This is a genomic window from Pseudomonas sp. 382 (genome assembly GCF_002759075.1).
Classification (GTDB): Bacteria; Pseudomonadota; Gammaproteobacteria; order Pseudomonadales; family Pseudomonadaceae; genus Aquipseudomonas; species Aquipseudomonas vlassakiae.
This window is the reverse complement of the sequence record NZ_PEMX01000060.1, coordinates 1-14,031: the sequence shown is the minus strand read 5'-3', so window position 1 is coordinate 14,031 and position 14,031 is coordinate 1. Positions and strand designations below refer to the sequence as shown.

Genomic DNA, 14,031 nt, shown 5'->3' with positions numbered 1-14,031 from the left:
GCACATCAACCTCACCGGCGATTACCTCTGGCGCAGCAGCGCCAAGATCGGCGCGGGCAAGTTCAGGCCGCTACGACCGCTGCAACCGGCTTAGCGTGCTTTATTTTCCGTTTTCTGAGGCGACCCCCTTCATCGCGAATTGCACCGCCCAAGACGATCTGCACTGAAATCAATACTTTCTGATGCCTCTTGATTAGAGATGCCAGCCATAATCATCTCATCGCCAACGCATACGGCGTTCGGCAGCCAACACACTCTCACTCACTACTGGAAGCTCAGACATGAAAACCATAGGCATTGAAAACTCGAAGTCCAGCGTACAGGCCCACTTAACGCTTGGAACCAAAACTATGGGGCTAGGTATCTATGGCGCGTACTTGGCTCTCGCTATTATTTACTTCTGGTTCGGCGGCATGAAATTTACCCACTACGAGGCCGAGGGCCTGGTTCCACTGGTGAGCAACAGCCCGCTTTTGGGATGGGTGTATAGCATTTTTTCGGTCGACATGTTCTCCAGCCTGCTCGGCATACTAGAGATTTCGATCGGCACTCTGATCGCAGGCCGCATGCTGTCGCCCAAACTATCCGTGGTAGGAGGCGCTCTGTCTGCAGGCCTGTTCTTCACAACCCTTAGCTTTATGTTTTCCACTCCGGGCGTCATTGAGCCTAGTTTAGGGTTTCCGGCGATTTCCGTTGCGCCAGGTCAGTTTCTGCTTAAAGACTTAGGGTTGCTTGCTGTTTCGATATTTGTGGCAGGCCATTCGCTGGTTGAACTGGAAAAACGTAAAATTAATGCATAATTTTTTCAATGGCTTAAGGCAGTAATGCCTTAGGCCTTTTTGCCATCATTTTCCCCCGCCAGATCTTTCAACCAGTCACGAGGGCTCAACCCCGTCTTGCGTCTAAATGCGCGAGACAGCGCCGAAGGACTTTCGTAGCCGACTTGAGCTGCAATCAGCGTAATCGAGCGCCCTTCTCGCATCAGCTTCTGAGCCAGGCTAACTCGCCAACTCAACAAATAATCAGCAGGCGTCTGTCCGATGACACTCTTGAAATGCACGGCATACGCAGCGCGTGACATATTTGACTCACTGGCCAGCTCTGCTATTGACCAGGCATGTTCCGGGGAGTTGTGCATCTGTAAAAGCGATCGGGCAAGCCGCATGTCGGCCAGTCCAGCCATCATTCCGGTGCGCAACTGGTGATGATCGAGCAGGTAACGGAGCAACAGAATGATTAGGAGCTCAAATAAGCGCTCAAGCGCGGCTTCCCTTCCACAATGCACATTTGCCGCCTCGGCAAACATCCACTCCAACGTGTCTGCCAGCATGGGCAGATCATCGAGTGCGAGCACCAAACAGTCCGGTAATGAAGCCGACAAAGGATTATCAATTCCGCCCTCAAACTCCATGGAAGCACACAACAACTTTGCGCCATCGGACTCACCCGCAAACAATTGATGCTTGGCGGGGCGTGGCATAAAAATCAAGCTAGGGCGAGTGAGCTGCAAATCCTTGCGATCGGGACCAAGCAACGTCACGCTGCCGGCCTGAAGCAGATGGATATAACCTCGCCGCTCGGCGCCATCGTAAGATGCAGAGCCGCATAGGTCGCCGTCATAGAACAGATTGGCCCGCACGCCGAACCGCGAGAGCAAATTAGACAAACGATCCATTGGCCGATCCTTGACGAGTCAGAACGCACAGACCATACCATTGTTGCCGCTGACCGAAAACTGACCCAGTAGAGGCTGTTCTGCCGACTGAAAACTGACCCAGGTGTTCAACTGCTTCTGCTCAATTTTTGAGCAGGAGAACACAGGGTGATCAGTATGGAAATGATGGGCAAAATTCGCCGGATGTATTTCCGCGACAAGCTGTCGCTGCATGAGATAGCCAAGCGCACCGGGTTGGCGCGCAACACGATTCGCAAGTGGGTCAGAGCACCTGAGGCCAAGCCGCCGGTCTACCAACGCCGCGCGATCTTCAACAAACTCAGCCCTTTTCACGCCACGCTGGAGCAGGCGCTAAAAGCCGATTCGCTGCGGCCCAAGCAACAGCGGCGCAGTGCCAAGGCGCTGTTGGCGCAAATCAAAGCCGAAGGTTATGACGGTGGCTACAGCCAGCTCACCGCGTTTATCCGTGCCTGGCGAGGGGGACAGGGCAAGGCGTCGCAGGCCTTTGTGCCGCTGACCTTTGCTCTTGGCGAGGCGTTTCAGTTTGACTGGAGCGAGGAAGGCTTGCTGGTCGGCGGCATTTACCGGCGTATGCAGGTGGCACATCTGAAGCTGTGTGCCAGCCGTGCGTTCTGGCTTGTGGCGTATCCGAGCCAGGGCCATGAGATGTTATTTGACGCCCATACACGCTCGTTCGGCTCCTTGGGCGGCGTGCCGCGCCGGGGCATCTACGACAACATGAAGACCGCCGTCGACAAGGTCAATAAGGGCAAAGGCCGGGCGGTGAATGCGCGCTTTGCGGTGATGTGCGCGCATTACCTGTTCGATCCGGACTTCTGCAACGTCGCCGCTGGTTGGGAAAAGGGCATCGTTGAAAAGAACGTGCAAGACAGCCGCAGGCGTATCTGGCTAGACGCCCAGGACTGCCAGTTTCACTCCTTCGAGGAACTCAATGCCTGGCTGGGCCAGCGCTGCCGCGCGCTTTGGAACGAGCTGACGCACCCTCAATACAGCGGGCTGAGTGTGGCCGAAGTGCTGGAGTTGGAGCGCGCTGAACTGATGCCTGTGCCAGCGCCATTCGACGGTTACGTCGAGCGGCCTGCGCGGGTCTCCAGCACCTGCCTGGTCAGCGTCGGGCGCAACCGCTACTCGGTGCCGTGTGAGTATGCGGGTAAGTGGGTCAGCAGCCGTTTGTATCCGACGCGAATCGAGGTGGTGGCTGACGACGCGCTGATCGCCAGCCATGTCCGCTTGCTGGATCGCGACCAGGTCAGCTATGACTGGCAGCACTACCTCCCGCTGATCGAACGCAAGCCCGGTGCGCTGCGCAACGGCGCGCCCTTTGCTGATCTGCCGGCGCCGCTGCGTCAGCTTAAGCACGGTCTGGGGCGTCATGCCGGCGGTGACCGGATCATGGCGCAAGTTCTGGCTGCCGTACCGGTCGCCGGGCTCGATGCGGTGCTGGTGGCTGTTGAGCTGGTACTGGAAAGCGGCAGCCTGAGCGCCGAACACATCCTCAATGTCGTGGCGCGCCTGGCCGCGACCGAACCACCACCCAGCGTCGAAACCCACTTGTCGCTCAAGGAAGCCCCCGTCGCTAACACGGCGCGCTACGACCGCCTGCGTGGCCAGACCGAGGAGATCGGTCATGCGTGATTTGATGGCGGAACTCAAGGAGCTGCGCCTGCACGGCATGGCCACGGCCTGGGCGGAGTTGACTGCGCAGGGTGAGTCGAACACAGCCTCGTCCAAGTGGCTGCTCGAACACCTGCTGGAACAAGAGCACACAGATCGCGCCATGCGCTCGGTGAGCCACCAGATGAACATGGCCAAGCTGCCGATGCACCGCGACCTGGCCGGCTTCGACTTCAGCGCCTCCAGCGCAGACGCTCGTTTGATCAGCGAACTGGCCAGTCTGGCCTTTACCGACACCGCGCAGAACGTGGTGCTGATCGGTGGGCCTGGCACCGGTAAAACCCACCTGGCCACTGCGCTGGCCGTGTCCGGCATCACCCGGCACGGCAAGCGCGTGCGCTTCTACTCCACGGTCGATCTGGTCAATCTGCTGGAGCGCGAAAAGCACGACGGCAAAGCCGGGCGGATCGCCCAAGCTCTGCTGCGCATGGATCTGGTCATCCTCGACGAACTGGGTTATCTGCCCTTCAGCCAGGCCGGCGGTGCGTTGCTGTTTCACCTGCTATCCAAGCTGTACGAACACACCAGCGTGGTGATCACCACCAACCTGAGCTTCGCCGAATGGTCGAGCGTGTTCGGCGACGCCAAGATGACCACCGCCCTGCTGGATCGGCTGACCCACCACTGCCACATCGTCGAAACCGGTAACGAGTCCTATCGCCTGCAACACAGTAGCTTGGCGGCCCAGGCCAAGATCAAATCACGGGAGCGAAAGCGTAAGGGCGGCCAGGAACCGGAGGACGATGAGCCGTTCTGATTTCATGGCGACGACGGCCTGCTACATGGCTGCGTGTGGCAGGTCTTAAACAACTGAACTGGGCTAGCGAAGGAGTGGGGGCAACAGCAGCTGCGCTGGTAGACTTATCCACAGTTGCTGGTAACAAAATCAGCAATCCGCCCTGGGTCAAATTTCAATCGGCAGGGTGGGTCAATTTTCCATCAGCGCCAACACACTATGGAACCCCACCGCACCAACGTCATTATTTTTCCGAAGGTGCGCGAAGTCGCAGAGGCGGCCGAGCGAGCCTGACAGGCCCGAAAAGCCCGGCACGGGCGTCGGCGGCGATGACGGCGGCGGCATTATCCAGGGTTGATGATGGAAGTGGAGGATATCGACAACCTCTCGCGCAACCAAGACATCGCGGTCGGACTGCAAGTGATCTTGAAGCCACGGGCCCGTCCCACCCCGACATGGACCTCGATGCCCGAACGGACGTTAGATTTCGAGTTCTAGGCGTTCTGCGATGAAGGTTGGATCCCAGCCGGGATTGAAAGTGTCGACGTGGGTGAATCCGAGCCGCTCGTATAGGCCACGCAGGTTCGGGTGGCAGTCGAGCCGCAGCTTGGCGCACCCCTGCGTTCGCGCGGCATGGCGGCAAGCCTCGATCAGCGCGGAGCTGACACCCCGGCCCGCATGTGTCCGTCGCACCGCGAGCTTGTGCAGATATGCGGCCTCCCCCTTGAGGGCGTCGGGCCAGAACTCGGGATCCTCGGCCGACAAGGTGCAACAGCCGACGATGCCGTCGCTGCAACTCGCGACTAGGAGCTCGGATCTCAGGACGAAGGTCTCCGCGAATGTCCGGTCGATCCGCGCGACGTCCCAGGCGGGCGTTCCCTTGGCGGACATCCACGCCGCAGCGTCGTGCATCAGCCGCACAACCTCGTCGATATCACCCGAGCAGGCGACCCGAACGTTCGGAGGCTCCTCGCTGTCCATTCGCTCCCCTGGCGCGGTATGAACCGCCGCCTCATAGTGCAGTTTGATCCTGACGAGCCCAGCATGTCTGCGCCCACCTTCGCGGAACCTGACCAGGGTCCGCTAGCGGGCGGCCGGAAGGTGAATGCTAGGCATGATCTAACCCTCGGTCTCTGGCGTCGCGACTGCGAAATTTCGCGAGGGTTTCCGAGAAGGTGATTGCGCTTCGCAGATCTCCAGGCGCGTGGGTGCGGACGTAGTCAGCGCCATTGCCGATCGCGTGAAGTTCCGCCGCAAGGCTCGCTGGACCCAGATCCTTTACAGGAAGGCCAACGGTGGCGCCCAAGAAGGATTTCCGCGACACCGAGACCAATAGCGGAAGCCCCAACGCCGACTTCAGCTTTTGAAGGTTCGACAGCACGTGCAGCGATGTTTCCGGTGCGGGGCTCAAGAAAAATCCCATCCCCGGATCGAGGATGAGCCGGTCGGCAGCGACCCCGCTCCGTCGCAAGGCGGAAACCCGCGCCTCGAAGAACCGCACAATCTCGTCGAGCGCGTCTTCGGGTCGAAGGTGACCGGTGCGGGTGGCGATGCCATCCCGCTGCGCTGAGTGCATAACCACCAGCCTGCAGTCCGCCTCAGCAATATCGGGATAGAGCGCAGGGTCAGGAAATCCTTGGATATCGTTCAGGTAGCCCACGCCGCGCTTGAGCGCATAGCGCTGGGTTTCCGGTTGGAAGCTGTCGATTGAAACACGGTGCATCTGATCGGACAGGGCGTCTAAGAGCGGCGCAATACGTCTGATCTCATCGGCCGGCGATACAGGCCTCGCGTCCGGATGGCTGGCGGCCGGTCCGACATCCACGACGTCTGATCCGACTCGCAGCATTTCGATCGCCGCGGTGACAGCGCCGGCGGGGTCTAGCCGCCGGCTCTCATCGAAGAAGGAGTCCTCGGTGAGATTCAGAATGCCGAACACCGTCACCCTGCTGCGTAACATCGTTGCTGCTCCATAACATCAAACATCGACCCACGGCGTAACGCGCTTGCTGCTTGGATGCCCGAGGCATAGACTGTACAAAAAAACAGTCATAACAAGCCATGAAAACCGCCACTGCGCCGTTACCACCGCTGCGTTCGGTCAAGGTTCTGGACCAGTTGCGTGAGCGCATACGCTACTTGCATTACAGTTTACGAACCGAACAGGCTTATGTCCACTGGGTTCGTGCCTTCATCCGTTTCCACGGTGTGCGTCACCCGGCAACCTTGGGCAGCAGCGAAGTCGAGGCATTTCTGTCCTGGCTGGCGAACGAGCGCAAGGTTTCGGTCTCCACGCATCGTCAGGCATTGGCGGCCTTGCTGTTCTTCTACGGCAAGGTGCTGTGCACGGATCTGCCCTGGCTTCAGGAGATCGGAAGACCTCGGCCGTCGCGGCGCTTGCCGGTGGTGCTGACCCCGGATGAAGTGGTTCGCATCCTCGGTTTTCTGGAAGGCGAGCATCGTTTGTTCGCCCAGCTTCTGTATGGAACGGGCATGCGGATCAGTGAGGGTTTGCAACTGCGGGTCAAGGATCTGGATTTCGATCACGGCACGATCATCGTGCGGGAGGGCAAGGGCTCCAAGGATCGGGCCTTGATGTTACCCGAGAGCTTGGCACCCAGCCTGCGCGAGCAGCTGTCGCGTGCACGGGCATGGTGGCTGAAGGACCAGGCCGAGGGCCGCAGCGGCGTTGCGCTTCCCGACGCCCTTGAGCGGAAGTATCCGCGCGCCGGGCATTCCTGGCCGTGGTTCTGGGTTTTTGCGCAGCACACGCATTCGACCGATCCACGGAGCGGTGTCGTGCGTCGCCATCACATGTATGACCAGACCTTTCAGCGCGCCTTCAAACGTGCCGTAGAACAAGCAGGCATCACGAAGCCCGCCACACCGCACACCCTCCGCCACTCGTTCGCGACGGCCTTGCTCCGCAGCGGTTACGACATTCGAACCGTGCAGGATCTGCTCGGCCATTCCGACGTCTCTACGACGATGATTTACACGCATGTGCTGAAAGTTGGCGGTGCCGGAGTGCGCTCACCGCTTGATGCGCTGCCGCCCCTCACTAGTGAGAGGTAGGGCAGCGCAAGTCAATCCTGGCGGATTCACTACCCCTGCGCGAAGGCCATCGGTGCCGCATCGAACGGCCGGTTGCGGAAAGTCCTCCCTGCGTCCGCTGATGGCCGGCAGCAGCCCGTCGTTGCCTGATGGATCCAACCCCTCCGCTGCTATAGGGGTCGTTTGCGGGAGGGGGCGGAATCCTGCGCTAAGGCTTTGGCCAACGATATTCTCCGGTGAGATTGATGTGTTCCCATCCAAGCGGCGAGACATGGGCCAGCATATCGGGCGATAGCAGCTTTCCGTCTCGTTTCTGGCTGGCGACGACTTCGCCGAGCTTCATGGTGTTCCAGAAGATAATGATCGCGGCCAGCAGGTTCATGCCGGCGATCCGGTAGTGCTGTCCTTCGGCGGACCGGTCGCGGATTTCTCCCCGGCGATGGAAGCTGATGGCCCGTTTCAGCGCATGATGCGCTTCACCCTTGTTGAGACCGATCTGGGTCCGGTGTTGGAGTTCGGCATCCAGAATCCAGTCGATCATGAACAGGGTTCGCTCGACGCGGCCGACTTCCCGCAGGGCCGTCGCGAGTTCGTTCTGCCGCGGATAGGAGGCGAGTTTCCGCAGGATCTGGCTCGGCGCGACGCTCCCGGCCGCGATGGTGGCGGCGATGCGCAGGATGTCGGGCCAGTTGCGCTCGATCATGGCCTGGTTGATCTTTCCGCCGATCAAGGCCCTCAAGTGCGCCGGCGCGGACGAAGGATTGAACGCGTAGAGGCGCTTGGACGGCAGATCCCGGATACGAGGGGCGAACCGATAGCCGAGAATGGCGCACGCGGCAAAGACGTGATCGGTGAAGCCGCCCGTGTCGGCGAACTGCTCGCGGATATGGCGGCCGGCATCGTTCATAAGCAGTCCGTCGAGAATATAGGGTGCTTCGCTCGCCGTCGCGGGAATCACCTGGGTCGCGAACGGCGCATATTGATCCGAGACGTGGCTATAAGCCTTCAAGCCCGGTGTATTGCCATATTTCGCATTGACCAGGTTCATGGCCTCGCCTTGCTCGGTCGCCGCGAAGAATTGTCCATCGCTTGATGCGGAGATACCCGCGCCCCAGAATTGAGCCATAGGTAGTGCCGCCTGCGCCTCAACCACCATGGCCAGCGCCCGGTCGTAGGCTTCGCCCTCGACATGCCACCGTCCAATGCGGATCAACTCCCAGAAGGTGTGGGTATTGGTGGCGTCCGCCATCTTGCGCAAGCCGAGATTGATCCCTTCCGCAAGGATGACGTTCATTAGCCCGATCCGGTCCGCGCAGGGCGCTCCCGTGCGCAGGTGGGTGAATGCTTCACAAAAGCCGGTCGCGGCATCCACTTCCAATAAGAGATCGGTGATACGTGTCGGCGGAATCGCCTTGTAGAGATCGAGAACCATATCTTCGGCGCCGGGCGGCGCGGCAGCTTCGAGCTTCTCGATATGCAGGATCCCGTTTTCGATGGACCCGCCAGGGATCGTGCCGGCGCGAGTAGCGCGGCCAAGCTCGCGCAACCTGATATCAAGGCGAGCTTGCCTGTCTGCCAGCCATTCCTCCGGCCGCAATGGCACGGCGAGGCGGCCGCTTTCCGCCACGGCCTGAGCAGGTACGAGTGCGTGCTTCAGATCACCGTAGCGCCGGGACCTCGCCAGCCAGACATCTCCGGAGCGGAACGCATCGCGCAGATGGAACAACACCGCGATCTCCCAGAGGCGGGTATCGCCGGCCGCCTGACCACGAAGATGACGATGCCATTTCGAGCTCGGCCGCAGAAAGGCGGTATGCGGAGCATTGTTCAAACCGGTGCGCAGGGCTGTCACCGCTTCCAGAAGCTGCTGCGCGACAGGGGCAGCCCGAAGATCGAGCAGGCGCAACATGCGAGGAGCATACCGGCGGAAACGGTGATAGCCATCGAGTACATGATTGAGCGGATCGTCCGCCATGGTGGCCGTCAGTCTGGTTGCTATCGCGACAAGGGTTTTGAAGCCGTCCCAGCCTGATCCGCTCGCGATAACGTCGCCCAATGGCTGGCCATCATCCTGGGCATCGACCAAGGCTCCGCCGATTTCAGCGAAGGATTTCAGGGTGTCGCGCACCGCGTTCGCTTCGTTGGTGATCTTGGCCTGGCAAATCCTTTCCGACGCCCGGTAGAGCCTGCCCACGATCCGGTCGTGGGTTTCGACCATGGCATCGGCAAGCATCGCCTGCCACTCCGATGCGCAGACGGCCAGAATTGCAAGCCGCCTGTCCTCCGGGAGATCGCGCATACCATCGGCATAATACCGCTCGCCCTGCCTGCGCAGACGTGTCACCCTATGGGCAGGAACACCGGCCAGCAGATCCTCGGGAAGATCGACACGTTGCAGATATTCCAACCTGTCGAGCAGCCGGTTGGCCGACGAAGAGTTCGAGCCTGGCTCGAACTGACGCAGCCACACGAAGCGGGTCACCCGATCGTCGGCCGTTTCCTCAAGCAATGCCAGTAACTGTTCCCGGATCGGTATGGGCAAGCGACCGGCAATCCGCGTCTCGATTTGCCGCTCAGCATCGACCAGAGCCGTGGCGCAAAGCCGCTCGATCGTGGATGTCGCGGGAAGAACCGTGCGGGTGCGTCGGCACTCGGTCACGAAGCTACGGGCAATGTCCTCGTTCGACACCGCCAGTTCGGCTTCCCGGAACAGCCAGTCCTTCAGCTCGCGTGCTCCACGTCCGGAGAAGGTGCGGAACCCATAGAGCGCCCGCAACTCGGCAAGATGCTCGTGCCGCGTCTCCTCGCGGGAGGCATAATCAACGAGATCATCGGCGCCAAGGCCGAGTTGCGCTCCGATGAACTCGACCACCTCGGCCGGGATCAGTTCGCCCGGAGCCAGCACCCGGCCGGGATAGCGCAGGACGCATAATTGCAGGGCGAAGCCGAACCTGTTGTGAGCGCGCCGACGTTGCCTGATGTGGCCGAGATCTTCATCGCTCAGCGTATAATGCTTCAGCAAATCCGCCTGCGAGGTCGGCAGGCGCAACAGCGCGTCCTTCTGCCGATCGGTTAGAGTGACGCGACGCGGCATCAATGTTCCTTTTTCAAAATCCGATGGTGTTCAAGACGCTTTGTTTATGAAGCTGGTTGAGATACATTTCCAGCGAACAAATCATTCGTGGCCAACGCGCCGCCTCAAACCAACGTTTGTGATACATGCTGATCGGATATGCCCGCGTCTCCAAAGCCGATGGCTCGCAGTCTCTCGACCTGCAGCACGACGCCTTGCGCGCCGCAGGTGTCGAACGGGACAATATCTATGATGATCTTGCTTCCGGCGGTCGTGATGATCGCCCTGGTTTGACCGCTTGCCTCAAGTCATTGCGTGACGGCGATGTGCTGGTGGTCTGGAAGCTCGATCGCCTCGGACGATCGCTTGCCCATCTGGTCAACACGGTGAAGGAGCTGTCAGACCGCAAGATCGGCCTGCGGGTTCTGACTGAAAAGGGCGCTCAGATCGACACCACGACTGCGTCCGGTCGCATGGTGTTCGGAATCTTCGCCACCTTGGCTGAGTTCGAGCGGGATCTGATCCGAGAGCGCACCATGGCGGGTCTCGCCTCCGCGAGAGCGCGCGGTCGCAAGGGCGGACGAAAATTCGCGCTCACCAAAGCTCAGGTGCGTCTCGCGCAAGCCGCCATGGCCCAGCGCGATACTTCAGTTTCCGATCTCTGCAAGGAACTTGGCATCGAGCGCGTCACTCTCTACCGGTACGTCGGCCCCAAAGGCGAGCTCAGAGACCATGGAAAGCATGTTCTTGGCCTTGCATAGCAACTCTTTTCTTTTCGCAGGTTGAGCCACCTCCGCGCCTCATCAGCAAACTGAAGGAACCTCCATTGAATCGGACTTATATTTTTTTGGGTGAATCGCATTCTGACTGGTTGCCTGTCAGAGGCGGAGAATCCGGTGATTTTGTTTTTCGACGTAGTGACGGGCATGCCTTCGCGAAAATCGCACCTGCTTCCCGTCGCGGTGAGCTCGCTGGAGAGCGTGACCGCCTCATTTGGCTCAAAGGTCGAGGTGTGGCTTGCCCCGAGGTAATCAACTGGCAGGAGGAACAGGAGGGCGCATGCCTAGTGATAACGGCAATTCCGGGAGTACCGGCGGCGGATCTGTCTGGAGCAGATTTGCTCAAAGCGTGGCCGTCAATGGGGCAGCAACTTGGGGCTGTTCACAGCCTATCGGTTGATCAATGTCCGTTTGAGCGCAGGCTGTCGCGAATGATCGGACGCGCCGTTGATGTGGTGTCCCGCAATGCCGTCAATCCCGACTTCTTACCTGACGAGGACAAGAGTACGCCGCAGCTCGATCTTTTGGCTCGTGTCGAACGAGAGCTACCGGTGCGGCTCGACCAAGAGCGCACCGATATGGTTGTTTGCCATGGTGATCCCTGCATGCCGAACTTCATGGTAGACCCTAGAACTCTTCAATGTACGGGTCTGATCGACCTTGGGCGGCTCGGAACAGCAGATCGCTATGCCGATTTGGCACTCATGATTGCTAACGCCGAAGAGAACTGGGCAGCGCCAGATGAAGCAGAGCGCGCCTTCGCTGTCCTATTCAATGTATTGGGGATCGAAGCCCCCGACCGCGAACGCCTTGCCTTCTATCTGCGATTGGACCCTCTTACTTGGGGTTGATGTTCATGCCGCCTGTTTTTCCTGCTCATTGGCACGTTTCCCAACCTGTTCTCATTGCGGACACCTTTTCCAGCCTCGTTTGGAAAGTTTTTTTGCCAGACGGGACTCCTGCAATCGTCAAAGGATTGAAACCTATAGAAGACATTGCTGATGAACTGCGCGGGGCCGACTATCTGGTATGGCGCAGTGGGAGGGGAGCAGTCCGGTTGCTCGGTCGTGAGAACAATCTGATGTTGCTCGAATATGCCGGGGAGCGAATGCTCTCTCACATCGTTGCCGAGCACGGCGACTACCAGGCGACCGAAATTGCAGCGGAACTGATGGCGAAGCTGTATGCCGCATCTGAGGAACCCCTGCCTTCTGCTCTTCTCCCGATCCGGGAGCGCTTTGCAGCTTTGTTTCAGCGGGCGCGTGACGATCAAAACGCAGGTCGTCAAACTGACTACGTCCACGCGGCGATTATAGCCGATCAAATGATGAGCAATGCCTCGGAACTGCGTGGGCTACATGGCGATCTGCATCATGAAAATATCATGTTCTCCAGTCGCGGCTGGCTGGTGATAGATCCAGTCGGTCTGGTCGGTGAAGTGGGCTTTGGCGCCGCCAATATGTTCTACGATCCGGCTGACAGAGACGACCTTTGTCTCGATCCTAGACGCATTGCACAGATGGCGGACGCATTCTCTCGTGCGCTGGACGTCGATCCGCGTCGGCTGCTCGACCAGGCGTACGCTTACGGGTGTCTTTCCGCGGCTTGGAACGCGGATGGAGAAGAGGAGCAACGCGATCTAGCTATCGCGGCCGCAATCAAGCACGTGCGACAGACGTCATACTAGATATCAAGCGACTTCTCCTATCCCCTGGGAACACATCAATCTTACCGGAGAATATCGTTGGCCAAAGCCTTAGCGTAGGATTTCGCCCCCTCCCGCAAACGACCCCCTATAGTGCAGTCGGCTTCTGACGTTCAGTGCAGCCGTCTTCTGAAAACGACATCTGGTGTTCCTCATTCTCTGGTGGCTGCGCGGCCCGGTGCGCTTTCTTCTCGGCTTGGCTTCGTTCGCCAGTCTCATCACCCTACCGATCATGTGGCTTGGGCTGGACTCGGCCAATAAGACCCACATCATGCTATCGGTCGCAGGCGTCGGCCTTGGTGCGTCGGCCCTCATGTGGTTTTATGACGCGCTTCTCATGAGGCTGGCACCAGAACCAATCCTATTCAGCACCTAAACGAAGGCCGGGCCACTCACCCGGCCTTTTTTGTACGCTCATAGGGCAGAACAAACCAACGTTTTATCTATACCGCAACAGGGTATTTAATTCCTATTTAATCTGCGCTAGAATGAGGCATGTTTAACCGAATCTGACGTTTTCCCTGCAAATGCCAAAATACTATGCCTATCTCCGGGTTTCGCGTGACGGCCAAGACCCGGAAAACCAAAAATACGGTTTGCTCGAATACGCGAACGCCAAAGGCTTCGCGCCGCTACAGATCGAGGAAGAAATTGCCAGCAGAGCAAAGGACTGGCGCAAGCGCAAGCTCGGAGCAATCATCGAAAAGGCCGAGCGTGGCGACGTGCTACTGACGCCGGAGATTACGCGCATTGCCGGTTCCGCCCTCGCCGCCTTGGAAATTCTCAAAGCGGCGAGCGAGCGCGGCCTAATCGTCCATGTGACCAAACAGAAGATCATCATGGACGGCAGCCTACAAAGCGACATCATGGCAACCGTGCTTGGCTTGGCTGCACAGATCGAGCGGCATTTCATTCAGGCACGTACCACCGAGGCGCTACAAGTCGCCAGAGAGCGCGGCAAGACGCTCGGGCGACCCAAGGGCAGCAAATCGAGCGCCTTGAAGCTGGACAGCCGTATTGATGAAGTACAGGCATACGTGAACCTTGGCTTGCCGCAAAGTCGCGCAGCCGAGTTGTTAGGCGTCAGCCCTCACACCTTGCGCCTGTTCATCAAACGCCGGAACATCAAACCCACAAACACTAGACCAACCATCACCATGCCGGGGAGGGAACAACATGCCTAAGAAGGAGTCGCCTCAGAAAACGGAAAATAAAGCACGCTAAGGCGTAGTTCCCTCGGGCTACACCGCGTCCGCACTGCGCGGTTCTTTCTTCCCTTGCAGTGACGCAATCAGCGGGCAGGAAACGTTCCCC

General features: G+C 59.2%; 13 protein-coding genes and 1 pseudogene. 9 read left to right on the top strand and 5 right to left on the bottom strand.

The features are described from left to right. Positions 1–281 precede the first annotated feature (281 nt). Positions 282–800, top strand: coding sequence for a YkgB family protein (locus CQW31_RS29800; protein ID WP_003464991.1), 519 nt, complete (start codon positions 282–284; stop codon positions 798–800). A 29-nt stretch (positions 801–829) separates the two neighbouring features. Here CQW31_RS29800 and CQW31_RS29795 read toward each other — a convergent pair whose 3' ends face one another. Beyond that, positions 830–1,675, bottom strand: coding sequence for an AraC family transcriptional regulator (locus tag CQW31_RS29795; RefSeq protein WP_003464995.1), 846 nt, complete (start codon positions 1,673–1,675; stop codon positions 830–832). Positions 1,676–1,831: 156 nt separating this feature from the next. Here CQW31_RS29795 and istA point away from each other — a divergent pair, with 156 nt between their 5' ends. Next, positions 1,832–3,331, top strand: a complete 1,500-nt coding sequence (gene istA, locus CQW31_RS29790) for an IS21-like element ISPst3 family transposase (RefSeq protein ID WP_024012635.1) — start codon at positions 1,832–1,834, stop codon at positions 3,329–3,331. Beyond that, positions 3,324–4,127 (top strand): IS21-like element ISPst3 family helper ATPase IstB, encoded by an 804-nt coding sequence (istB, locus tag CQW31_RS29785; protein ID WP_010454871.1) that lies wholly within the window; start codon positions 3,324–3,326, stop codon positions 4,125–4,127. The genes istA and istB overlap by 8 nt, the downstream gene beginning before the upstream one ends. Positions 4,128–4,586: 459 nt before the next feature. Here the strand turns inward: istB and CQW31_RS29780 are convergent, their stop codons facing one another. Together CQW31_RS29780 and sul1 are read right to left on the bottom strand one after the other, a co-directional pair. Further along, positions 4,587–5,087, bottom strand: a complete 501-nt coding sequence (locus tag CQW31_RS29780) for a GNAT family N-acetyltransferase (RefSeq protein ID WP_000376623.1) — start codon at positions 5,085–5,087, stop codon at positions 4,587–4,589. Between the two features lie 127 nt (positions 5,088–5,214). Beyond that, positions 5,215–6,066: a sulfonamide-resistant dihydropteroate synthase Sul1 gene (sul1, locus tag CQW31_RS29770; RefSeq protein ID WP_000946487.1), complete on the bottom strand. Its 852-nt coding sequence runs from the start codon at positions 6,064–6,066 to the stop codon at positions 5,215–5,217. Between the two features lie 101 nt (positions 6,067–6,167). Here sul1 and intI1 point away from each other — a divergent pair, with 101 nt between their 5' ends. Beyond that, on the top strand, positions 6,168–7,181 hold the full coding sequence (gene intI1, locus CQW31_RS29765) for a class 1 integron integrase IntI1 (RefSeq protein WP_000845048.1): 1,014 nt from the start codon (positions 6,168–6,170) through the stop codon (positions 7,179–7,181). A gap of 187 nt (positions 7,182–7,368) precedes the next feature. Here intI1 and CQW31_RS29755 read toward each other — a convergent pair whose 3' ends face one another. Then, positions 7,369–10,254: a Tn3 family transposase gene (locus tag CQW31_RS29755; protein WP_033990018.1), complete on the bottom strand. Its 2,886-nt coding sequence runs from the start codon at positions 10,252–10,254 to the stop codon at positions 7,369–7,371. Positions 10,255–10,379: 125 nt separating this feature from the next. Between CQW31_RS29755 and CQW31_RS29750 the strand changes: the two genes are divergently transcribed. The 5 genes from CQW31_RS29750 to CQW31_RS29725 all read left to right on the top strand — a co-directional run bounded on the left by CQW31_RS29750 (position 10,380) and on the right by CQW31_RS29725 (position 13,901). Further along, positions 10,380–10,994 (top strand): recombinase family protein, encoded by a 615-nt coding sequence (locus tag CQW31_RS29750; RefSeq protein WP_099593669.1) that lies wholly within the window; start codon positions 10,380–10,382, stop codon positions 10,992–10,994. Positions 10,995–11,059: 65 nt separating this feature from the next. Continuing rightward, on the top strand, positions 11,060–11,863 hold the full coding sequence (gene aph(3'')-Ib, locus CQW31_RS29745) for an aminoglycoside O-phosphotransferase APH(3'')-Ib (protein WP_099816052.1): 804 nt from the start codon (positions 11,060–11,062) through the stop codon (positions 11,861–11,863). After that, on the top strand, positions 11,863–12,699 hold the full coding sequence (locus CQW31_RS29740) for an APH(6)-I family aminoglycoside O-phosphotransferase (protein WP_000480959.1): 837 nt from the start codon (positions 11,863–11,865) through the stop codon (positions 12,697–12,699). The genes aph(3'')-Ib and CQW31_RS29740 overlap by 1 nt, the downstream gene beginning before the upstream one ends. Before the next feature lie 163 nt (positions 12,700–12,862). Next, complete coding sequence (locus CQW31_RS29730) at positions 12,863–13,093, top strand: hypothetical protein (protein ID WP_012196455.1); 231 nt, start codon at positions 12,863–12,865, stop codon at positions 13,091–13,093. A 151-nt stretch (positions 13,094–13,244) separates the two neighbouring features. Beyond that, positions 13,245–13,901, top strand: a complete 657-nt coding sequence (locus CQW31_RS29725; protein ID WP_012196454.1) for a recombinase family protein — start codon at positions 13,245–13,247, stop codon at positions 13,899–13,901. A gap of 57 nt (positions 13,902–13,958) precedes the next feature. Here CQW31_RS29725 and CQW31_RS29720 read toward each other — a convergent pair. Then, positions 13,959–14,031 (bottom strand): annotated as a pseudogene (locus tag CQW31_RS29720) (MerR family transcriptional regulator); the annotation flags it as partial.